The organism is Paraburkholderia sp. Ac-20336 (assembly GCF_017105025.1).
Lineage (GTDB): Bacteria > Pseudomonadota > Gammaproteobacteria > Burkholderiales > Burkholderiaceae > Paraburkholderia.
In genome coordinates this window covers 99627-121731 of the sequence record NZ_JAAGPS010000002.1, presented here as the reverse complement: position 1 = coordinate 121731, position 22105 = coordinate 99627, and the positions used below count along the sequence as shown (strand labels likewise).

At 63.0% G+C, this 22105-nt stretch carries 18 protein-coding genes; 12 read left to right on the top strand and 6 right to left on the bottom strand.

From position 1 onward, the window contains the following. The first annotated feature begins 138 nt into the window (after positions 1-138). Complete coding sequence (locus tag GXB81_RS02390) at positions 139-771, top strand: glutathione binding-like protein (protein ID WP_167048071.1); 633 nt, start codon at positions 139-141, stop codon at positions 769-771. 312 nt (positions 772-1083) lie between these two features. Continuing rightward, a complete protein-coding gene (locus GXB81_RS02385) occupies positions 1084-2298 on the top strand; it encodes an MFS transporter (RefSeq protein WP_205988230.1) in 1215 nt (404 codons plus the stop codon). 287 nt (positions 2299-2585) lie between these two features. On the opposite strand, the gene GXB81_RS02380 is transcribed toward GXB81_RS02385, so the two are convergent. Further along, positions 2586-3137: a DUF4256 domain-containing protein gene (locus GXB81_RS02380; RefSeq protein WP_205988228.1), complete on the bottom strand. Its 552-nt coding sequence runs from the start codon at positions 3135-3137 to the stop codon at positions 2586-2588. A gap of 119 nt (positions 3138-3256) precedes the next feature. After that, positions 3257-4702, bottom strand: coding sequence for a DEAD/DEAH box helicase (locus GXB81_RS02375; protein ID WP_205988226.1), 1446 nt, complete (start codon positions 4700-4702; stop codon positions 3257-3259). Positions 4703-5047: 345 nt separating this feature from the next. Here GXB81_RS02375 and GXB81_RS02370 point away from each other — a divergent pair, with 345 nt between their 5' ends. Beyond that, entirely contained in the window at positions 5048-5647 is a 600-nt protein-coding gene (locus GXB81_RS02370) for a hypothetical protein (protein ID WP_205988224.1), read from the top strand. Positions 5648-5681: 34 nt separating this feature from the next. Here the strand turns inward: GXB81_RS02370 and GXB81_RS02365 are convergent, their stop codons facing one another. Beyond that, positions 5682-6254, bottom strand: coding sequence for a RidA family protein (locus GXB81_RS02365; protein WP_205988222.1), 573 nt, complete (start codon positions 6252-6254; stop codon positions 5682-5684). A gap of 115 nt (positions 6255-6369) precedes the next feature. Here GXB81_RS02365 and GXB81_RS02360 point away from each other — a divergent pair, with 115 nt between their 5' ends. The 9 genes from GXB81_RS02360 to GXB81_RS02320 all read left to right on the top strand — a co-directional run bounded on the left by GXB81_RS02360 (position 6370) and on the right by GXB81_RS02320 (position 17806). Continuing rightward, positions 6370-7269, top strand: a complete 900-nt coding sequence (locus tag GXB81_RS02360) for a LysR family transcriptional regulator (protein ID WP_167048089.1) — start codon at positions 6370-6372, stop codon at positions 7267-7269. A gap of 309 nt (positions 7270-7578) precedes the next feature. Further along, a complete protein-coding gene (locus tag GXB81_RS02355) occupies positions 7579-9570 on the top strand; it encodes a sigma-54-dependent Fis family transcriptional regulator (protein ID WP_167284796.1) in 1992 nt (663 codons plus the stop codon). Between the two features lie 241 nt (positions 9571-9811). Further along, positions 9812-10912 carry an NAD(+)/NADH kinase gene (locus GXB81_RS02350; protein ID WP_205988220.1) on the top strand — a complete coding sequence of 367 codons (1101 nt, stop codon included), beginning with the start codon at positions 9812-9814 and terminating at the stop codon, positions 10910-10912. Positions 10913-10926: 14 nt separating this feature from the next. Beyond that, positions 10927-11928 (top strand): thiamine pyrophosphate-dependent dehydrogenase E1 component subunit alpha, encoded by a 1002-nt coding sequence (locus tag GXB81_RS02345; RefSeq protein WP_205988218.1) that lies wholly within the window; start codon positions 10927-10929, stop codon positions 11926-11928. A gap of 48 nt (positions 11929-11976) precedes the next feature. Next, positions 11977-12993, top strand: a complete 1017-nt coding sequence (locus GXB81_RS02340) for an alpha-ketoacid dehydrogenase subunit beta (RefSeq protein ID WP_167048097.1) — start codon at positions 11977-11979, stop codon at positions 12991-12993. Then, positions 12993-14105, top strand: coding sequence for an acetoin dehydrogenase dihydrolipoyllysine-residue acetyltransferase subunit (locus GXB81_RS02335; protein ID WP_205988217.1), 1113 nt, complete (start codon positions 12993-12995; stop codon positions 14103-14105). The genes GXB81_RS02340 and GXB81_RS02335 overlap by 1 nt, the downstream gene beginning before the upstream one ends. A gap of 175 nt (positions 14106-14280) precedes the next feature. After that, a complete protein-coding gene (locus tag GXB81_RS02330; RefSeq protein WP_205988215.1) occupies positions 14281-15348 on the top strand; it encodes a 2,3-butanediol dehydrogenase in 1068 nt (355 codons plus the stop codon). Positions 15349-15423: 75 nt separating this feature from the next. Next, a complete protein-coding gene (locus GXB81_RS02325) occupies positions 15424-16191 on the top strand; it encodes a lipoate--protein ligase family protein (protein WP_205988214.1) in 768 nt (255 codons plus the stop codon). An 88-nt stretch (positions 16192-16279) separates the two neighbouring features. Then, entirely contained in the window at positions 16280-17806 is a 1527-nt protein-coding gene (locus tag GXB81_RS02320; RefSeq protein WP_205988212.1) for an aldehyde dehydrogenase family protein, read from the top strand. Positions 17807-17979: 173 nt separating this feature from the next. Here the strand turns inward: GXB81_RS02320 and GXB81_RS02315 are convergent, their stop codons facing one another. From GXB81_RS02315 to GXB81_RS02305, 3 genes are all read right to left on the bottom strand, one after another. Then, entirely contained in the window at positions 17980-19119 is a 1140-nt protein-coding gene (locus GXB81_RS02315) for a porin (protein ID WP_205988210.1), read from the bottom strand. Positions 19120-19267: 148 nt separating this feature from the next. After that, entirely contained in the window at positions 19268-20704 is a 1437-nt protein-coding gene (aldA, locus tag GXB81_RS02310) for an aldehyde dehydrogenase (RefSeq protein WP_167048113.1), read from the bottom strand. 75 nt (positions 20705-20779) lie between these two features. After that, the gene (locus tag GXB81_RS02305; RefSeq protein ID WP_167048115.1) at positions 20780-22072 is read right to left on the bottom strand and encodes an MFS transporter; all 1293 of its coding nucleotides are present in this window, start codon (positions 22070-22072) and stop codon (positions 20780-20782) included. Positions 22073-22105: the final 33 nt, after the last annotated feature.

Genomic DNA, 22105 nt, shown 5'->3' with positions numbered 1-22105 from the left:
AGTCATCCAGGTATATTTTTTGTACCTAGATGACACTTTACTGCCTTCTTCCATTTTTAAACCTGATTCTTACAATCATGGCTGTTCGCCTTGGCGCCGAGTGCGACACATGTCATCTAACGAATCGAGGACTGACTTATGAAGCTGTATTACATACCAGCCGCATGTTCGCTGTCGCCACACATCGTCGCCAGGGAGTTGGGGCTGGAAATCCAGTTGATAAAAGTCGACTACAAGACACATCGCACCGAGGACGATCGTGACTTCTACGAGATGAGCCCTTTCGGCTATGTTCCGCTGCTGGAACTGGACGACGGTACAACCCTGCGCGAGGGGCCCGCGATTGTTCAGTATCTTGCAGATTTGAAACCGGATGCGAATCTTGCTCCTGCAAACGGCATTGTTGATCGATATCGATTGCAGGAGTGGTTGAGCTTTCTGACATCTGAGATTCACAAAGGCTTTATCCCGTTGCTTTACGCGCGGCTGGCTGGTCAGTACGGCGTCGAGACCGCGAAGCCCAGGTTGGAAAGCCGGTATGCGTGGTTAAACGAACATCTGGCAGGCAACAACTACCTCATGGGCGGCACGTACACTGTCGCCGATGCTTACCTCTATGCGCTCACGCAATGGGGCCAGGCCGCGTGGTTAGAACCCACTTACAACGCGAACATCTCATACGATGGACTGGACAATCTCAAGGGTTGGTATCAGCGAATGCGTCAGCGGCCCGCTGTCAGGAGCGCGCTGGATTTCGAAGGGTTGAAGTAGCCGTCCGCGGTCCAGGCTCGACTGAGCGTCGAGCCTCGGAATGCTGGTTTTCGAACGGACAGTCTTCACGGTCGGGGGAGTGTCCGCGGGACACGCAGGCCCGGCCGTCTGAGATGAGTATTCGAGTAGCACTTCGTGGCCGGTTGCACGCGTTCAGTGTTCGACCTCGTAAGCTATTGGTCACATACATTCGCCTGGGTCAGTGGTAACTCTTTGACTTCTTGGTTACCAAGCGCAACCCGCCACTATCAGCCACCCGCGAGCAATGCGACGTAGCCACCCATATCACCCTAATCTGGAGCCAGTGAGTTCATGCAGACCGAATCGCCAATCCGCGTCCTTCGCCTGATTCCTCGCACCGTGTGGGTTCTGGGCTGTGTCAGCCTGCTGATGGATGTCTCCTCCGAGATCATCCATAGTCTGTTACCTATGTTCCTGATGGTTGGCCTCGGGGCGAACGCCGCCACGATCGGCGTCATCGAGGGTATCGCGGAAGCCACGGCACCCGTCGTCAAGGTCTTCTCCGGAACGCTGAGCGACTATCTCGGCAATCGCAAATGGCTGGCGGTGACGGGGTACGGACTCGGCGCACTCAGCAAGCCGCTGTTTGCGATTGCGCCGACAATCGGCATCGTCGTGACCGCACGGATTATCGACCGGGTTGGCAAGGGAGTGAGAGGCGCGCCACGGGATGCCCTGGTGGCTGACGTGACCCCCGTGCACCTGCGCGGTGCCGCGTATGGATTGAGGCAGTCGCTCGACACCGTGGGTGCGTTTCTCGGGCCGCTGCTTGCCGTCGTCGTCATGCTGACGTGGGCGGACAACTTCCGGCTCGCTTTCTGGCTCGCCGTCATCCCGGGATGGCTCGCTGTCGCACTGCTGACGTTCGGAATCGCAGAGCCTGCACACGCACTCGACACGAAGCGCGTCAACCCGATTCACTGGGATAGCCTGAGGCAGTTGGATCGGACCTACTGGTGGGTCGTCCTGGTTGGCGGTGTGTTCGCGCTGGCGCGTTTCAGCGAAGCGTTCCTGGTGTTGCGCGCGATGCACAGCGGTGTCCCCGTTGCGCTCGTTCCTCTCGTGATGGTCGCGATGAACGTCGTTTATTCGCTCTCCGCCTATCCGTTCGGCAAGCTGTCGGATACGACGAGCCATACGAAGCTGATGGTTGCGGGCTTGTTCGTACTGGTTGTCGCCGACGTTGTACTCGCCGGCAGCGCCCATTGGGGGGCCGTACTGACTGGAGTCGCGCTTTGGGGTTTGCATATGGGAATGACGCAGGGACTGCTGGCGACGATGGTGGCCCATGCTGCGCCTCCCGGTCTACGAGGTACGGCCTTCGGCTTTTTCAATCTCCTGAGCGGTATCGTGACGCTCGCCTCCAGTGTCATTGCCGGCATCCTGTGGGATCGACTCGGCGCGCCGACTACGTTTTATGCGGGAGCGGCGTTCAGTGTTCTGACTGCGGCACTGCTTCTGTGCAAGTCACGGCCGTCGGAAGCGGCGCGCAGTGGTTTGCAGTAGCGCAGGCACGGAACAACGCGTAGGAGGCAGCTTGCTGTACCGTCGGCCCGTTTGGAGCATTCGATCGGGGTAGCAAGATCGTTGACGACACAGGGCTGCGCCTCTGTTTTATGGCGGCGAAGTCTGAGGGGTAGTCTTTGGAAGGACACGCTCACAATGCGGCCATTGCGGCCGTCGGCACGATCGCGGACCATGGGCCGCTATGGGTTGCTCTGCAGTCGTTAGACCGCTCACTACTTATGGATGAAAAGGGAGAATTCAGCCATTGGGTTTTGCCGATCCCCGTGCTAGACCCGCAATATGCCGCGAAAACCCCTCGCTGCGTAGTACGACTGTGCGCCATTGTGATACACGAAAACCGTGTCATAGCGCCTGTCACAGAACAGCGCTCCGCCAAGTTTCCTGATTTCCGGCGGCGTCGCAACCCAACTGGAAGTCTTGGCATCAAAGCAGCCGAGTTTTTGCAGATCGCGGTACTGCGCCTCCGACAGCAACTCGATTCCCATTGCCGCCACCGTGTCCAGGACATTACCCGCTGGTTTGTTCTCCTTTCTGGAATCCAGCGCTTCACGATCAAAGCAAAAGCTTCTCCGGCCGCCGGGACTTTCAGCGGAACAATCACAGAATATGATCTGTCCGGTTTTCTCGTCGTGACCAATGACATCTGGCTCACCACCCGTGGATTCCATCTCGTGAAGCGACCGCAATTTTTCTGGATCTGACGTCATCCGCGATTGAACCTGCGTCCACTCGATGTCTTTGTGACGGCTCAGATTTTTCTCGAAGCGGGCTTCAAGTGTGGAAATCAGGGATTCACTCTGCTTCTTCGTCAGGCTCATGGAACCTCTCCTCAAGACTCACTACTGACTTTCGATTACGTACGAATGCTGCCTGGGTACCCAACCAGTAGTAGACGGACTCGTCGGTCCATCTACGGTTAATAGTGCGGACAAGCATATCAAGGTTGGCGTTTACCGCGGCCACCAGCAGGTTTGCCAGCCGGCTTACGTGAACTCGCAATTGGCTTGCCGGCGGATTTGCTGCGCGGCTTCTGCACGCTGAACGGGCTACCGCTAGACAAAGCTGTGCCTTTACCCGCGGCCACAGCACGTTGCGCCGCAGGCTTGTGCCTGTTTTCGCCACTTTGCGGGTGCGGCTTTTTGCCGGGCACCTGCGTTGCGCCCGGCGCGGCGAACGGCACCTTGGGCTTCTTCGGTTTTTTCGGTTTCCTGATGATCTGTCCCGTCGCGCTAGTTTGCGGCACGCGGTGTTCAGCTTCAAAACCGGGCTCTTCCTCACGGCGCAGCGTTTGCCGGATCAGCGCTTCAATCGCGGCCAGCTGCGGCGCTTCATCGGCACACACAAGGGACACCGCCACGCCGCTGGCACCTGCACGGCCGGTGCGGCCAATACGGTGCACATAGTCTTGCGCCACGATCGGCAGATCAACGTTGATCACCAGCGGCAGATCGTCGATATCGAGCCCGCGCGCAGCCACATCGGTGGCGACCAGCATCTGTACTTCGCCTGTCTTGAAGCGCTCCAGCGCACGCAGGCGCGCGGGTTGCGGTTTATCGCCGTGGATGGTGTCGACCGCATAGCCCGCGTCATCCAGCATGGCCGCCAGGTAATCCACGCCATTGCGGGTTTTGACGAACACCAGCGCGTGCTCCCAGTTGTTCTCGGCCACAAGGTGCATGAACAGGTCAGGCTTGTTCTTTTTGTCCACCGTCACCACCCACTGCCTGATCTTGCTGGCCGTGGCATTGGGCGGGTTGACGCTGATATCGACCGGGCCGCGCAGAATGCCAGACGCCATGGCGCGGATATCCTCGGTAAACGTGGCGGAGAACAGCAGGGTCTGGCGCTGGGCCGGCAACGCTGCGAAGACGGCGTTGAGTTCGCGCGCAAAGCCCAGATCCAGCATGCGGTCGGCTTCATCCAGCACCAGCGTTTGTACCTGATCAAACTGCACTGCGTTCTGGCGATGGAGATCCAGCAAACGGCCCGGCGTGGCAACGAGCACATCCACGCCTTTGCGCAACTTCATCATTTGCGGGTTGATACTCACGCCGCCATAAGCGGCCAGAAATCGCAAATCGAGGCCTTTGCCGTAACCGACGAAGCTTTGCAGCACCTGTTCGGCCAGTTCACGTGTGGGCACCAGCACCAGAACGCGCGCGCGGTTGCTGGACACCGCCGGGCCGTGTTGCACCAGCCGCTGCAACAGCGGAAGCGCAAAACCCGCCGTTTTGCCGGTGCCGGTCTGTGCCGCCGCCATGACGTCCTTGCCACTGAGCACGGCAGGAATCGCCTTGACCTGCACCGGCGTAGGTGTCCGGTAATTGAGGTCCTGCACATTACGCAGCAAGTGATCGATCAGGCCAAGCGAGGCAAATGACATGGGCGTATTCCGGGCTGAAACTGTAATTCTAGCGGTTGTGTTGAGTGGCAATGGATGAATTGAACGTCTGGGCGTTTCGTGGCCACAGAGTCGATCAATGGATGGCGGTCGGAATCCCGCATGCGACGAATAAATCCTGGCGATCCTATGCAGTCGCCCGAAACCGGGCCGGCAAGCGACCGCTCGCTGCGCCGTTGCGTCAAATCTCCGTGTGTTCTGTCATTTCAAGCGCAAGCCATTGCGAAGAATAGGCCTGCTAGAATCACCAGGCCTGATTATTTCGCTATATATAGCTTGCGTCGCCGCATGCCCAGAGGGCGATCGCAAGCGCGAATGGAGAGTGCAATGCCGTTGAGTCTGAATACCCAGGACACCCATTGGCGCATCCATGAACTGGTGTGGGGCGGATTCCACGCCCTTGATGACATCGAGGCGATCATCACGGATGAATATCTCGATCCCGACGACCTTAACGCCGACGACCTGGTCTGGGTGAAATCCGAGGTGGCCCAGGCGACAGCCGCCAAGCGCGCCATGGAAGCCGAATGGTCAAACCCTACCGAATACGACCGCCTGGAGAAAGTGTTCCAGGCGCTTCGGGTTGAACACTTCATCGCCCTGCATTGCGCGGGCAATACCAACCAGGAAGGGAAAGACGATGCGCGGGAGGCGTGGAAGGCCGCGGGCGGCCCAGGCTCCGGGCTGCTAGGCTACTGTTTCTATCACAGCCAGGACGTAGATCGCGTCGTCGATACCGGCCATCTTTACCTGTCTTTCAGCGGCGTCGGCCCGACTCCGCAGGCCCGTGACGAGCATACCCTGCTGCTCTCGCGTCGCCTGATCGAACTCCTGCGGGAGGCGGGCTTCGCTACTCACTGGAGCGGTTCGATTGAAGAGCGAATCGACATCGACCTGGGGCAGTGGCGCAAACGTAGCCCGCAATAGAGCCGGCTCTCGCCGACGCTATTCCGCTGGTCACTCAGATGACACGCGCGACGAATTTAATCTCGATCAGCTGACCGACGAACGCCAGGCGCGGCGTTGCCAGCATCGTACTCGTCACGATCGGCATGTTGCTGCCGTAAGCCTGCCGTCGAATGTCGCCCGCCACGGCAAAGGCCGTGTCCACGTCGAGAACCAGGAGCGTTTCCTCGACCACATTTGCCATCGTGAAGCCGAGCAGTTTCAGCACCTTGGTCGCATTCGCGTAGGCCTGGCGCATCTGCAGGCCCATGTTGGAGAAATCGACGACTTTACCGTTGGCATCGACCGGCGCCGGGGCGACCAGCTTGCCCGTATCGTCATGGCTGAGCTGACCCGATACGTAGATCGTGTCGCCGACGCGAATCGCCTGCACGTAGCCGTAGCTCGCTTCCCAGGGCACCCCCAGGTTCACCCATTGCTTATCGGGGCAGGTTGCGGCCGAGGCCGTCGTAGCCAACAGGCCGGACGCCGTTGCTGTTGCTGCTGCTGCTGAAGTCGCGAGGAATCTGCGACGCCCCGAAGTCAGGTCGGGGGCGCTGCCGTTCGCGGGTGCCGTTTTATTGCTCATGCCGTACTCCTTGCTTGACGTGATGGGATGGGGCTTTCACGATGCACACTCTATAAATTCTGCCGCGCTAGATAAACAGCAGGCAGCCTGATGGTTTGTCCACGAGAGAGAGACAATGGATCGTTTCCACGAGATGAAAGTCTTCACGACGGTCGTCGATACGGGCAGCTTCGCCGGCGCGGCCGATTCGATGGCACTTTCAAAGCAGACCGTTTCAAAGCGGGTCGGCGAGCTGGAGAAGCGTCTGGGCGTGCGCCTTCTCCATCGCACCACGCGTCGGCTTTCGATCACCTCGGAGGGCGAGACCTTTCTCGCCCGATGCCGTGCGCTGCTGGCCGGCGTCGATGAGGCCGAGGCCGAACTCACCGCGCATCACGGTGCGGCGTCCGGGCGGTTGAAGGTCAACGTGCCCATGACGTTCGGCCTGTCTCATCTGGCGCCGCTATGGGGGCGCTTCACCGCCGACAACCCGGATGTGATGCTCGAGGTGACGCTGACCGATCACGTCGTCGACCTCGTCGACGAAGGCTTCGACATGGCCGTGCGTATCGCGCGCATACCCTCCAGCTCACTGGTCGGTCGCAAGCTCGCGTCGACGCGCATGATCCTCTGCGCCTCACCGGTCTATCTCCAGGCGCGAGGCCGGCCTCTTCATCCCTCGGACCTGCAGCGGCACGACATCATTGCCTATAACCTGTTTTCTCTTGGCGACCAATGGGAGTTCGAGAATGCCGGCGAGATCGTGACGACACGTGTCCTGCCGCGTGTGCGCACGAACAGCGGCGATACCTGCCTTGCCATGGCGCGTCAGCACCGGGGGATCGTCCTGCTGCCCAGTTTCCTGGTCGACGGTGTCATGACGAGCGGGGAACTGGTCGAGGTGCTGCCCGAGCACCGATCCATCGAGTTGGGCGTGTTTGCCCTGTATCCCTCGCGCAAGTTCGTCCCGGCCAAGGTGCGGCAACTGGTCGAGTATCTCGCCGAGTCGTTTCGCGACTCTCCGTGGCGGAACTAATCCTGCTGCTCGCTCACGCTGGCTTGCAGGCCGTCGTGCCGCCGGATTTGCACAATCCGGAGGCAGTCGGATACATTATCGAGTCGGGTACCGTTGAATTCGATATCTGCCGGGCCCGTCTACAGGCACAGCCCATGGCGCTCCGCGACCGCATTTCAATTTCAAAAAATGGCGGCTCCGACCCTATGGCCGCCCGGCGATGTATTGCACGGTGATGTGCCCGGAGGCACCGCCCGGCACGTTGAGCCAGCGTGGCAGGCTGGCCGGTACCGGCGCACCCGGCATCAGGCGCGTAGTAAGGAGACAGCGATGGACCAGCGGCAACGCGAGCACATCGAGACAGTAGTCCTGACGACTACCGGCGAGTCGTCAGGCGTCGCGCGCGCGCACGATGCCATCATCCAGAGTTCGTGGCGGCGTTGCGTGCATCAGTACGGTCTTGATCCGGCCCGCATGCAGGAAGCGCGCATTCTGCCGCAGATGCGCTTGCGCGAACATCAGCAACGCATCGACGATTTCACGCGGATTGCCCGTCATGGCCTCGAAACCCTGTACGGCCAGGTAGGGGGCATGGGCTACGTGGTGCTGCTGACGGATGCCGACGGCGTCACCGTCGACTATCTCGGCAATGCCAATACGGACGCCGCGCTACGACGCGCCGGCCTTTATCTGGGCGCCGAATGGAGCGAAAACGGTGCGGGCACCTGTGCGGTCGGTACGGCGCTGGCGACGGGTCAGGCCCTGACCGTACATCAGGCCGATCATTTCGATGCGACCCATATTCCGCTGACCTGCACCGCGGCGCCGCTGTTCGATTCGTATGGTCAGCTCAATGCGATTCTCGACATCTCCGCGCTGAGTTCGCCGCAGGCGAAGTACAGCCAGATGCTTGCGCTGCAACTGGTGCGCATGTACGCCAATCAGATCGAGGACGCCTATTTCTTGCGCCGGCACCGGCAGGACTGGATGCTCAAGCTCAGTCCGGCGTCCGAGTTCCTCGACGTCAACCCGGAGTACCTGATCGCCCTCGACGCCGATGGCCGGATCTCGGGCCATAACCGTCGCGCCCAGCAAATGCTGATTGCCGAGCCCGGTGTCGAGGCGAGGGGGCTGTCGCTGATCGGCCTGCGCTTCGAGGCGTTGTTCGAGGCACGTCAGGAAGACCTGGGCCGCTTCGTCTACTCGCGGCCCAGTGAGCAGCGCGTCGTGCGGCTGAGCCATAGCGGAAAACGGCTCTACCTGAGCGTGATGCCGCCGGTGCTGCGTTTGCAGCATGGAATGCCGGACAGCGCATCGCTGCCGCTGCCCCCCGAACTGGAGGCCCTATGCGGTGGCGATGCGATGTTGCAGCAGCAATTGCAGCGTGCCGCCAAGCTGGTCGATTCGCGCATCAACCTGCTCATCAACGGCGAGACTGGCAGCGGCAAGGAGTTTTTTGCCAAGGCGCTGCATCGAGCCAGTTCACGCCGCAATGGTCCATTTATCGCGGTCAATTGCGCGGCGATTCCCGAAACGCTGATCGAGAGCGAGTTGTTCGGGCATCTGCCCAACAGTTTCTCGGGCGCCGGTTCCAGGCCCAAGCGCGGCCTGATCGAGGCGGCAAACGGCGGTACGCTGTTCCTCGACGAGATTGGCGACATGCCGCGCGAGTTGCAGTCGCGTCTGCTGCGGGTGCTGTCCGAGGGCGAGGTGCTGGCGATCGGCGCTTCGCGTCCGGTGCCCGTCGATGTGCGAGTCATTTCGGCCACTCACCACTCGCTTGATCAGCTGATCAGCAGCGGGCGGTTTCGCGAGGATCTGTACTACCGTCTCAACGGTGCGCGTTTTGTGCTGCCGCCGCTGCGCGAGCGCAGCGATCTGGACTGGCTCGTGCAGAAGCTGCTTGCCGTACCGGAGCGCGAGTCGGGTTTCACGATCTCGGAAGCGGCGCGCGAGCGGTTGCATCGTCATCGCTGGCCGGGCAATTTGCGCGAACTGCGCAACGCGCTCGAATATGCGCGCGCGGTTTGCAGTCATGGCCACATCGAAGTGGATGACCTGCCCGAAGGTATCGGCGAGGCAGCCGTGGCGGCGCGCGAGGCTGCCGGCGTGGCGACGCATTCGGCTGCGGCGTTGGAACCGGCCGTTCTGCCGCCCGAGGGCATGCTGCTCATGCAGTACCTGCGCGCGTCCGGCTGGAACCTGAGCGCCGTTGCCCGCCAGATCGGCATTAGCCGCATGACGCTGTACCGCCGCATGGCGCGCTATGGCATCCAGTCGCCCAACCGCAGCGACACGGATGCCGGCGAGAGCCGGCGCTAACGGCACGGCCCGCGTTTCACCGATACGACTGTCCACCACGATGCAGTTGCCGCTGTGACACCTGTCTCGGCGGCACGCTCCAATTCGGCGCTTCACGTCGGATTCGCGTCCCTTCATGCCCCTTCGCGTCCCTATTCCCGGGGGTATTCCCGTAGATTTTCCGCCCATCCCGGGGGATGCGGCATTGGCATAGTCGTTGCGGTATTTACGCCTGTCAGAACACGCACATCAGGAGACAGGCATGCGCGAACCTTGTCCGGTTCGTCCGCCGCGGGTTGGCATCATTGCCAATCCCATTTCGGCACGCGACATCCGCCGGGTCATCGCCAACGCGAACAGCCTGCAACTGGCCGATCGCGTCAATATCGTGCTGCGGCTGCTGGCCGCGCTGGCCGCCGGTGGGGTTGGCCGCGTGCTGATGATGCCGGACCGCGAGGGGCTGCGGGTCATGCTGCAGCGGCATCTGGCGCGCTCGCAAGGGCCCGATGCCGCGCTGGCGGCCGTCGAGTACCTGGACATGCCGGTCACCGGTAGCGTGGACGACACGCTGCGCGCCGCGCACATGATGCGCGAGGCGGGCGTTGCCGCCATCGTGGTGCTCGGCGGTGACGGCACGCATCGCGCCGTGGTTCGCGAGTGCGGTGATGTACCGATCGTCGGGATCTCCACGGGTACCAACAATGCCTTTCCCGACATGCGCGAACCCACCGTCACCGGCCTCGCGACCGGCCTGTTCGCCAGCGGACGGATTCCAGCCTCGTGCGCGCTCGCGAGCAACAAGCGCCTGGACGTGACGATTCGCGAGCCGAACGGAGCAGTACGGCGCGATATCGCGCTGGTGGACGCGGTCATCTCCCGCGAGCAATACATCGGCGCGCGCGCCGTATGGAAGACCGACACGCTGGCCGCGGTCTACGTGTCGTACGCCAGTCCGCAGGCAATCGGCCTGTCCGCCATCGCCGGCCTGATCGAGCCGATCGGCCGGGACGAACCCGGCGGCCTCGCCGTCGAGCTCGCCAGCCCGGGCCATGGCGCGTTCGAGTTGATTGCGCCGATCGCGCCCGGCCTGTTGCAGCCGGTGCCGATCGCCGCCTGGCACCGCCTCGAACATGCCGTGCCGCAGCGTGTGCGGCAGCGCGCCGGCATCGTCGCGCTCGACGGCGAGCGCGAGCTGACCTTCGGTCCGCACGATGAAGTCTTCGTGACCCTGCACGAGAACGCCTTTCACAGCATCGACGTGGCCGCCTGCATGAGCTATGCGGCGGACGCGCAACTGATGCGCAGCGCCGCGGGCGCGAGCCTGCCCGTTGCCGGATTCCGCCCCCTCACTCCCCAAACCTGAAACAGGAGACAGACATGGACGCAGACATCGCAGCAGGGCAGGCCCGCTTGCCGCTCGACAAGGAGACGCTGCTCGCGGTCTACCGCAAGATGCGCACGATCCGCGAGTTCGAAGAGCGGCTGCACGTCGACTTCGGCCGCGGCGACATTCCCGGCTTCGTCCACCTCTATGCCGGCGAGGAAGCGACCGGGGTCGGCATTCTGCACCACCTGGGCGACGGCGACCGCATTGCAAGCACGCACCGCGGCCACGGCCATTGCATCGCCAAGGGCGTGGACCCGGTGGCGATGATGAAGGAGATCTACGGCCGCAAGGGGGGCTCCTGCAACGGCAAGGGCGGCTCGATGCACATCGCGGACCTGTCGAAGGGGATGATGGGCGCCAACGGCATTCTCGGCGCCGGCGCGCCGCTGATCTGCGGCGCGGCGCTGGCCGCCAGGTTCCGCGGCAAAGGCGAGGTCGGCATCACGTTCTGCGGCGACGGCGCGTCGAATCAGGGCACGGTTCTCGAAAGCCTGAACCTGGCCGCCGTCTGGAATTTGCCGGTGATCTTCGTGATCGAGAACAACGGCTATGCCGAATCGACCGCGCGCGAATACGGCACGGCCGTGGACAGCTATGTCGATCGCGCGGCCGGCTTCGGCATTCCGGGCGTGACGGTGGACGGCACCGACTTCTTCGCGGTGCACGAGGCCGCGGGCGAAGTGATCCGGCGCGCGCGCGAGGGCGGCGGGCCATCGCTGCTCGAATGCAAGACAGTGCGCTTCTACGGCCACTTCGAAGGCGATGCGCAGACCTATCGCGCACCCGGCGAACTCGACGAGATTCGCGGCAATAAGGACTGCATCAGGAAGTTCGCGCAGGTGGTGACGCGCGCGGAGGTGATTACGCGCGATGAGCTGGAGGCGATCGATCGCGAGGTCGCGGCGCTGATCGAGCATTCGGTCGTGGAGGCCAAGGCGGCGCCGCTGCCGGGCCCCGAGGACCTGCTCGCGGACGTCTACGTCAGCTATTGAAAGCACTTTGCGACGACCGATCCCATCATTCAATCAGGAGACTTGACCATGGCCCGCAAACTGAGCATGAAGCTGGCGATCAACGAGGCGATCGACCAGGAGATGACCCGCGACCCGAGCGTCATCATGTTGGGCGAGGACATCGTCGGCGGTGCCGGCGCGAATGGCGAAAAGGACGCGTGGGGCGGCGTGCTCGGCGTGACCAAGGGCTTGTACGCCAAGCACGGCGATCGCCTGCTCGACACGCCGCTGTCCGAGTCCGCCTACATAGGCGCGGCGATCGGCGCGGCCGCGTGCGGCATGCGGCCGATCGCCGAGCTGATGTTCATCGACTTCATGGGCGTGTGCTTCGACCAGATCTACAACCAGGCCGCGAAGTTTCGCTACATGTTCGGCGGCAAGGCCGAAACGCCGGTCGTGATCCGCGCGATGGTCGGCGCCGGCTTTCGGGCCGCCGCCCAGCACAGCCAGATGCTGACGCCGTTGTTCACGCACATCCCCGGCCTCAAGGTGGTGTGCCCGTCCACGCCCTACGACACCAAGGGGCTGCTGATCCAGGCCATCCGCGACAACGATCCGGTGATCTTCTGCGAGCACAAGAACCTGTACGGCTTCGAAGGCGAAGTGCCGGAGAACTCGTATACGGTCCCCTTCGGCGAGGCCAACATCGTGCGCGACGGCAAGCACGTATCGATCGTCACCTACGGCCTGATGGTGCATCGGGCATTGGAAGCCGCCGCGACGCTGGCCAGGGAAGGCATCGAGGCCGAGATCGTCGATCTGCGCACGCTGTCGCCGCTCGATATCGACACCGTGCTGGAAACGGTCGAGAACACCGGCCGTCTGGTGGTGGTGGACGAGGCCAGCCCGCGCTGCAATATCGCCACCGACATTTCGGCGCAGGTCGCGCAGCGCGCGTTCGGCGCGCTCAAGGCCGGCATCGAGATGGTCTGCCCGCCGCATACGCCGGTGCCGTTCTCGCCCGCGCTGGAAGACCTGTACATCCCGAGCGCCGCGCAGATCGCGGAGGCGGCGCGCCGCACGATGCAAGGAGGGAAGAACTGATGGCTGCGATAACCCCGATCGTGATGCCCAAGTGGGGGCTCGAGATGCGCGAAGGTACCGTGCAGGACTGGCTGGTCCGGGAAGGCGAGCGCATCGAAGTCGGCACGGCGCTGGTCGACGTGGATACCGACAAGATTTCCAACGCGGTGGAAGCCGCCGATGCCGGACTGCTGCGCCGCATCGTCGCGCAAAGCGGCGAGACGCTGCCGGTCAAGGCGCTGCTCGGCGTGCTGGCGGAGCCGGACGTGAGCGATGCGGACATCGACGCCTACGTCGCCGCGTTCGAGGTGCCGGCCGCCGACAGCGACGACGAAGACGCCGGCCCGGCGTTCGACTATGCGGAGGTGGACGGCATTCGCGTGCGCTACGCGCGTCGCGGGCCGGCGTCGGGCACGCCGGTGCTCTTTATCCACGGCTTCGGCGGCGACCTGAACAACTGGCTGTTCAACCTCGACGCGGTGGCCGAGAAGCATCCGGTGATCGCGCTGGACCTGCCGGCGCACGGGCAGTCCGCGATCAAGCTGGCCGGCACCACGCTCAAGGCGCAGGCGGCTTTCGTCGGCAAGTTCATGGAGGTCATCGGCGTGACGTCGGCGCACCTGGTCGGCCACTCGATGGGTGGCGGCGTCGCCGCGCAGATCGCCGTGGACGCGCCGCAGAAGGCGGCCTCGCTGGCGCTGATCGACAGCGCCGGCTTCGGCGACGAGGTCAACGCCGGCTATACCGACGGCTTCGTGCGTACCGATTCGCGCCGCGAACTGAAGCCCGTGGCCGAGCTGCTGTTCGCCGACCCCGCGCTGGTGAGCCGCCAGCTGCTGGACGACCTGCTCAAGTACAAGCGCCTGGACGGCGTGACCGAAGCGCTCGGCGCGCTGGGTACCCAGCTGTTCGGCGGCGGCAGGCAGAGCGAACAGCCCGGCAAGGCGCTGGGCAGCTTCGGCAAGCCGGTGCTGGTGATCTGGGGCCGCGAGGATCAGGTCATTCCGAGCAGCCATGCCAGGGCCGCGCCCGCCGGCGCGACGGTGGAACTGCTGGACGGCGCCGGCCATATGCCGCAGATGGAGAAGGCCAACGAGGTGAATGCACTGCTGCGCCGGCATCTGAACCCGTGAAGCAGGCCGGCGTGCGTTGGCGACGACGCTCCTTCCGAATGCCGTGCCGGGCACGGCATCTCAAGGCAAGCCAGCCGATCTCCAGGACGCCTCGATCCTGTGGCGCAGGCGCAGCAGGAGGCGAGGCGTCCTGGATCACCTCATGTCATGCAGAACCAACCAGGGAATCCGAACCATGAAAGCAGCACGTTTTTATGATCGCGGCGACATCCGCATCGAAGACATCCCCGAGCCTGTCGTGGCGCCGGGCACCGTTGGCATCGACGTGGCCTGGTGCGGTATCTGCGGCACGGATCTGCACGAATTCATGGAGGGGCCGATTTTCATTCCGCCTTGCGGCCATCCGCATCCGATCTCCGGGGAGTCCGCTCCCATCACCATGGGGCATGAGTTTTCCGGCGTGGTGTATGCCGTGGGTGACGGCGTGACCGATATCGAAGTCGGCCAGCATGTGGTGGTGGAGCCCTACATCGTGGCCGACGACGTGCCGACCGGGCCGGGCGACAAGTATCACCTGTCGAAGAACATGAATTTCATCGGCCTGGGGGGCCGTGGCGGCGGCCTGTCCGAAAAGATTGCGGTCAAACGCCGCTGGGTGCATCCGGTTTCCAACGCTATTCCGCTCGATCAGGCGGCGCTGATCGAACCCTTGTCGGTGGGGCACCATGCCTTCACCCGCAGCGGCGCCAAGGCTGGCGATGTCGCGCTGGTCGGCGGCGCGGGCCCGATTGGTCTGTTGCTGTCGGCGATTCTGAAAGCCAAGGGTCTGCGCGTCATCGTGACGGAGCTGAGTGCGGCGCGCAAGGAAAAAGCCCGCGAATCCGGCGTTGCCGATTACATCCTGGACCCGACCGAAGGGGAGGTGGTTGCGGAAGTCATGAAGATCACGGGCGGTAAGGGTGTGGACGTGGCGTTCGAATGCTCCAGCGTGAACAAGGTGCTGGACACGCTGGTGGCCGCGACCGCTGCGTCCGGCGTGGTGGTGATCGTGTCGATCTGGAGCCATCCGGCCACGATCAACGTGCACAGCGTGGTCATGAAGGAACTGGACGTGCGCGGCACGATCGCGTATTGCAACGACCATCAGGAAACCATCAAGCTGGTGGAGGACGGCAAGATCGATCTGGCGCCGTTCATCACCCAGCGCATTCAGTTAGACGAACTGATTTCGCAAGGATTCGAGACCCTGATCCACAACAATGAGTCGGCCGTGAAAATCATCGTTCAGCCCAGACTGAAGTGAGTCGGTGCTTCTCTGCGAGAAGGGCATATTTGCCGATCTGAGCTTTTGCGAGTTTTCGTGATCCTTCGTGAGCCTATGCCATTTGACATCGTCGACTTCGATGCCGATGCCGATGCCGATGCCGCGGACCCCCTCGTCGCGGAGACGGCGCTGCTGCAGCTGGCCGAGACGGGCCGGTGCGTCGCGCACCTGTGGCAGGCCCCGCTGTCGCTGGTGGTGCCGCGCAGTTATCGGCGCTTCGCCGCTCTGGAGAGCGCTCGCGCCGAATTCGCGCGGCACGGGTGCCCGGTTTTTCTGCGCATGTCGGGCGGCGGGCTGGTACCGCAGGGGCCCGGCATTCTCAACCTGAGCCTGGCCTACCTGGTGCGGGGCACCGTGGGCGCGCTTTCCGACGGGGTGTATCGGCATCTATGCGAAATCCTGCGCGAGGCGCTCGGCACGTTGGGGCTTCAGACACATTGGCAGGCGGTGCAAGGCTCATTCTGCGACGGACGCTTCAACCTGGCCTGGGGGCCGCCGGACGATGCACGAAAGCTTGCCGGTACCGCGCAATACTGGCGCGGAGTGCGCTCGGACGCGGGTTCGCATGCGTCGCGGCATGCCGTGTTGGCCCATGCGGTGTTGCTGGTCAGCGCCGATCCGGAGGAGATCAACCAGCGGGCCAATGCTTTCGAGCAGGCCATCGAAAGCGGACGGCGCTATGACGCGCGGCGTGTGGTCAGCGTACAGGAGGCGCTTTCCCGAACCGGTGTGGTGCCGTCCGATGGGCTGATCGACTCGGTCATGTCGGCGCTGCGCGCGAGCGTGATGGCGACGCCGCCGCCCGTCGATAAAGGCGATTAAATGCAGTCCCGCTTTCCTGTGCCAACCGTCCAATGGAGACACGTGATATGGCATCCGTCAAATCAGCATCATCAACCGGAGACACACCATGAATCCCTTTGATTTGAAGCAACTCGGCCTCGACGTCGACTATCCGTATCGCCGGCAGTACGACAACTACATCGGCGGTCGATGGGTGCCGCCTGCCAACGGCGAATACTTCGAGAACGTGTCGCCGATTAACGGCCAGCCGTTCTGCCGCGTACCGCGCTCGCGCGGCGAGGACGTCGAATTGGCGCTCGATGCGGCGCATGCGGCGCGGCGCAAATGGGGCAAGACGTCCGCGGCGGAGCGCTCGAACCTGCTGCTCGCCGCCGCCGACCGGATGGAGAAGAACCTGAAGCTGCTCGCGGTCGCGGAGACGATCGACAACGGCAAACCGCTGCGCGAGACCATGGCTGCCGACCTCCCGCTCGCGGTCGACCACTTCCGCTATTTCGCCGGCTGCATCCGCGCGCAGGAAGGCGGGATCTCCGAGATCGACGACAACACGGTCGCATATCACTTCCACGAGCCGCTCGGCGTCGTCGGCCAGATCATTCCGTGGAATTTTCCGCTGCTGATGGCGGCCTGGAAGCTTGCGCCGGCGCTCGCCGCCGGCTGCTGCGTCGTGATGAAGCCGGCCGAGCAGACGCCCGCCTCGGTGCTCGTGCTGATGGAACTGATTGGCGAGCTGTTCCCGCCGGGCGTGATCAACATCGTGAACGGCTTCGGCAGGGAAGCGGGCGAACGGCTGGCAACCAGCAAGCGGATCGCGAAGATCGCGTTTACCGGGTCGACGCCGGTGGGCAAACACATCCTGCGTGCAGCGGCCGACAATCTGATTCCGTCGACGGTCGAACTCGGCGGCAAGAGCCCGAATATCTTCTTCGCCGACGTGCTGGATCAGGACGATGCGTTCCTCGACAAAGCGCTCGAAGGACTCGCGATGTTCGCGCTGAATCAGGGCGAAGTGTGTACGTGTCCGTCGCGCGTGCTGATTCAGGAGTCGATCTACGAGCGCTTCATCGAGAAGGCAATCGCGCGCGTCGAGCGTATCAAGGCCGGCCATCCGCTCGATATGCAGACGATGATCGGCGCGCAGGCGTCGCAGCAGCAGCTCGACAAGATCCTCTCGTACATCGACATCGGCCGCGACGAGGGCGCGCAGTGCCTGACGGGCGGCGAGCGCACCGCGCCTGTCGCGGAACTCGGCACCGGCTTCTATGTGAAGCCGACCATGCTGCTCGGCAATAACCGGATGCGCGTGTTCCAGGAGGAGATCTTCGGGCCGGTCGCGTCGGTGATGACGTTCAAGGACGAGCAGGAGGCGATCGAACTGGCGAACGACACGTTCTATGGTCTCGGCGCGGGCGTGTGGACGCGCAACGGCACGCGCGCGTATCGCATGGGCCGCGAGATCGAGGCGGGCCGCGTGTGGACGAACTGCTATCACCTGTATCCGGCGCATGCGGCGTTCGGCGGCTACAAGCAGTCGGGCATCGGGCGCGAGACGCACAGGGCCGCGCTGTCGAACTACCAGCAGACGAAGTGCCTGCTCGTCAGCTATCAGGCGGAGGCGCTCGGGTTCTTCTGATCGCGCGGGTTCCTGCGTGAGGAGGAGGCCGGAGCGTCGTGGTGAGAGTGGCGCTCCGGCGAGGGTGTGCCTGGTTCGAATCGGCATCGATGAGTTTCACCGATGCCGTTGCGTCTCGCCCGCGCGAACGGTTCGAAGCCAGATAGCGGATGCGAGCGCGAGCCCCATGCGCTCTAGAAGCTGTGGCGGATGCCCACGCGCACCACGACCTGGTTAGGCGTGTCCGATGGCGTGATGTTGTTGTTGGCCGCCACGGCCTCGGTACCCACCGAATTCGTCCCGCTCGCGTGCTGCCATACGCCGCTCACGTAAAGCAGCGTGCGCTTTGAAAGCAGATAGGTCGAGCCCAGGTTCAACTGGCCGTAATGCGCGTCGCCTGCCCACGTGTAGCTGTAGGCGGCGCCGAGCAGCAGCGCCGGCGTCACGTTGAAGGTGTAGTTGCCTTCCAGCGTGTCGAAGTGCGCGTTGCCGCCGAGTGGTGTCGTCGTGGTGACGACGGCATCGTGGAACTGTGCGTTCGTGTACAACAGCCCAAAGTTCGATGCGCCGAACTGGTACTTCGCTCCACCGCCCGCGATCTGTAGCGAAGATGCGCTCGCATAGCCGCGGTAGATCGGCGTCGTCAGCGGATTCGCGAATGCCTCGTTCGCGACCGGCGGCGTGCTCGCGTTCCACACTGCCGTCGCCGGATTGTTCACCTTGATGTAGGCCGCCGCTACGGAAAGCGGTCCATTGCCATAGGTGAGCGAGAAGTTGACGACCTGATTGCGGCCCATCGATCCCGCGACGTTGCCGAATGCGTAGGCCGCACCGAACTGGAAGCCCGCGAGTGTCGGCGAAAGATACTTGACCGCGTTGTTGAGGTTGAAGTCGCCCCATACGTTGTCGACGTCGCCGGCGTGCGCGCCGAGGCCGCCCGCAAATTTGCCCGCCGCCGACAGCGGCACAAGGCTTTCAAACAGCAGGTCGTACTGTTTGCCGAGCCGGATCTGTCCGTACTGGTCGCTGCCCACGCCAACGTAGGCCATCCGCCCGAACAGAGCGCCGTTATTGCCGAGCGCGCCGTTGCTCGGATTGAAGCCGTTTTCCAGCTTGAAAAAGGCATGCAGTCCGCCGCCCAGATCTTCGGTGCCGGTGAGCCCCCACTTGCTGCTGCCGAGACCGCCTTGCGACATGGCCCACGACGATTTGCCGCCCTGATTGTTCGTGTACTGGAGGCCCTCGTCCACGACGCCATATAGCGTGACGGAGCTTTGCGCGTGTGCGAGACTCGCAGCCGCCCCGCATGCCAACATCATCACGACCTTTTTCATTGATTTCCTCCAAATCTTGATACGGTTGTTAGAAACGCTTTTATTCGTTATCCGGAATAAACTGACGGGACACATGCTGCGTGTGCTGTTTCGAGCATGTGTTTGCCGGCGGATAGCCCCTCACGGGCGATATCCCACTGGCGCCGCTTTATGCCTGCATGTAGACGGCGTGCGTGTGCGTGTACTCGTACAGACCATGCTTGCCGTCCGCACCGCCAATACCCGAGCGGCGCACGCCCGCGTGAAAGCCTTGCATCGCTTCGAAATTCTCGCGATTGACGTAGGTTTCGCCAAAGTCGAGTTCGCGGCTCGCCTGCATTGCATGCGAGAGGCTGCGCGTGTAGATCGAGGATGTCAGCCCGTAAGCTGAATCGTTCGCCAGGGCGATCGCCTCGTCGAGTCCGTCGACGATCTGGATCGGCAGCACCGGCCCGAAGATTTCCTCGCGCATGATGTTCATGTCGGCGCGGCAATCGACTAGTACGGTCGGTTGATAGTGATAGCCCGACGCGCGCTCGGCGATTGCGCCGCCGGTGGTTGCCGTCGCGCCCTGCGCTATAGCCGTGCGGACCTTCGCTGTTACGTTCTCCAGCGCGCGGGCATTGATGAGCGGGCCCATGTCGAGCCCGTTATCCTTGCCGGGATCGCCATAGCGTGTCGCCGCCATCGCGGACGTGATCCTGTCGATGAACGCCGGGGCCACGGCGCGCTCCACGTAGACGCGTTCCGCGCAGTTGCACACCTGCCCCGTGTTGATGACGCGCGATGCGTGAATCGCCTTGACCGCGAGATCGAGGTCCGCGTCGGCCAGCACAATGGCCGGTGCCTTGCCGCCTAGTTCCAGGTTGACCTTGGTGAGGTTGCCCGCGGCCGCCGCCATGATTTTCGCGCCCGTCGGTACGCTGCCGGTAAAGCTCACCATGTCGATGCGATCGCTCGCAGCGAGTGCGGCGCCGACCTCGCCCGCGCCGCTCACCACGTTGAAGACGCCCGGCGGCAAATCGGTTTCGGCGACGAGTCGCGCGAATTCGAAGCAGTTGTTCGGCGTTTCCTCGCTCGGCTTGATGACGATGGTGTTGCCGGTCAGGAGCGCCGGCGCCATTTTTCGCGCAATGAGGAAGAACGGAAAGTTCCACGGCAGGATGCCCGCGACGACCCCCATGGGTTTGCGGAACAGGAATATGTTTTCACCCGGACGGTCGCTCGTGACAATCTCGCCTTCGATGCGGCGCGCCCACTCAGCCATGTAGTCGAGATAGTCGGCGGTGAAATTCACTTCGACTTCGGCGAGGCCGAGAATCTTGCCCTGCTCGAGCATGATGGTGCGCGCAAGGTGTGGCGCGTGCTCGCGTACTTTGGTTGCGATCCGCCGCAGAAAGCTCGCGCGATCGAGCGGCGTGCGTTTCGCCCAGGCGGGCTGGGCGCGGCGAGCGGCGTCCACGGCTAGCGCCACTTGTGCGGCGTTAGCCACCGGTACGCGCGAGAGCAGGGCGCCATCTGCGGGATTGACGACATCGAGATGTTCATTAGCCGGCACGAAGGCGCCGTCGATGTAGTGTTGATGGGTCGGCACGGCAGGACTCATGTTGTCTCCATAAATAATTAGAGGTACATATTGTTGAGAATATTGCGGCAGATGTATAAAACCTCTGCAACGAACTCACTTGAAATTCTTGTCCAGTTCCGAAATCTTCAATCCGAGCGTTTCGCTCAGTGCCCAGAGTGCCGCGCTCGACAGTACCGCGCACGCGACCGCGACGACCATCATCGACCAGCCGAGGCCGTGCTGTTTTGCCATGAAGCCGATCAGCATCGGACCGAACGACGCGATACCACGCCCGACGTTGTAGGCGAAGCCGATCCCCGCGCCGCGCACCGCGCCCGGAAACTGCTCGGACAGGATCGCGCCGAGCCCGCCGGCGCATGACGAGATGCTCGCGCCGACCAGGAACACCAGCACATAGCCGGTCGTGAGCGATTGGACCGGCAGGTAGAGAAAGGCGGCGATCGCAATCATCGAAAAGAGGATCGTTGCGGTTTGCGTCGGGCGGCGGCCGAAGCGGTCGTGAAACCAGCCGACTGACACATACCCGATGAAGCCGCCGAGAATCTGGATGAGCATGAACGTCGTCGTGCCGGCGACGTGCAGGCCGCGTTCGGTCCCGAGATAGAGCGGCAGGAATGTGACGATCGAATAGTAGGTGCCGTGACCGCCGACCATGAAAATCGTCGAGAACATCGTCACGCGGCGCAGATCGCGATGAAAGAGGCGTCCGATCGAGGCGAGCGCCGCTTGCTCCGAGCGGCCATTCCCCGATCGGCGTTCATGAATGCCGCGCCGTGCAACGAAGATCGCAATCGCCGGCAGGAGGCCGAGCACGAAGAGCCAGCGCCACGCGACGTCGGCCGGCATGATCGAGAACATCACGAAGTAGGCAATCGTCGACAACGCCCAGCCGATCGCATACGCGCTTTGCATCACCGCCATCATCCGGCCGCGGCGCTCGTCGGCGGTGTACTCCGACAGCAACGCGACACCCACGGGCCACTCGGCGCCGAAGCACAGTCCTTCGAGCGTTCGCCACAGCACCAGCTGCGTGGCATTCTGCGCGGTTGCAGTCAACGCGGTGAATATGCTGAAGCCGACTACCACCCACACCAGCACGCGAACGCGTCCGTAGCGATCCGCGAACGCGCCGCCGAACAGCCCGCCGATGGCCGATGCGACGAGGCTTGCCGTCGAAATCGTGCCGCCCACGCCGACTGAGAGATGCAGCGTCGTCAGGATTGCGCCGAGCGCGAGCGCAAACATCGTGTGATCGAAGCCATCGAGTCCCCATCCGAGCGCCGACGCTATCACCACGCGGCGCTGTTGCGAACCCGCTATCCGTGTGAGATCGGTTGGTGACGGCTGGAATTGCAGTGATTGATGTATCGCATGCGGATCTTTCATTGTCTCTCTCCAGGTTATCTATTCGGTTGTCTT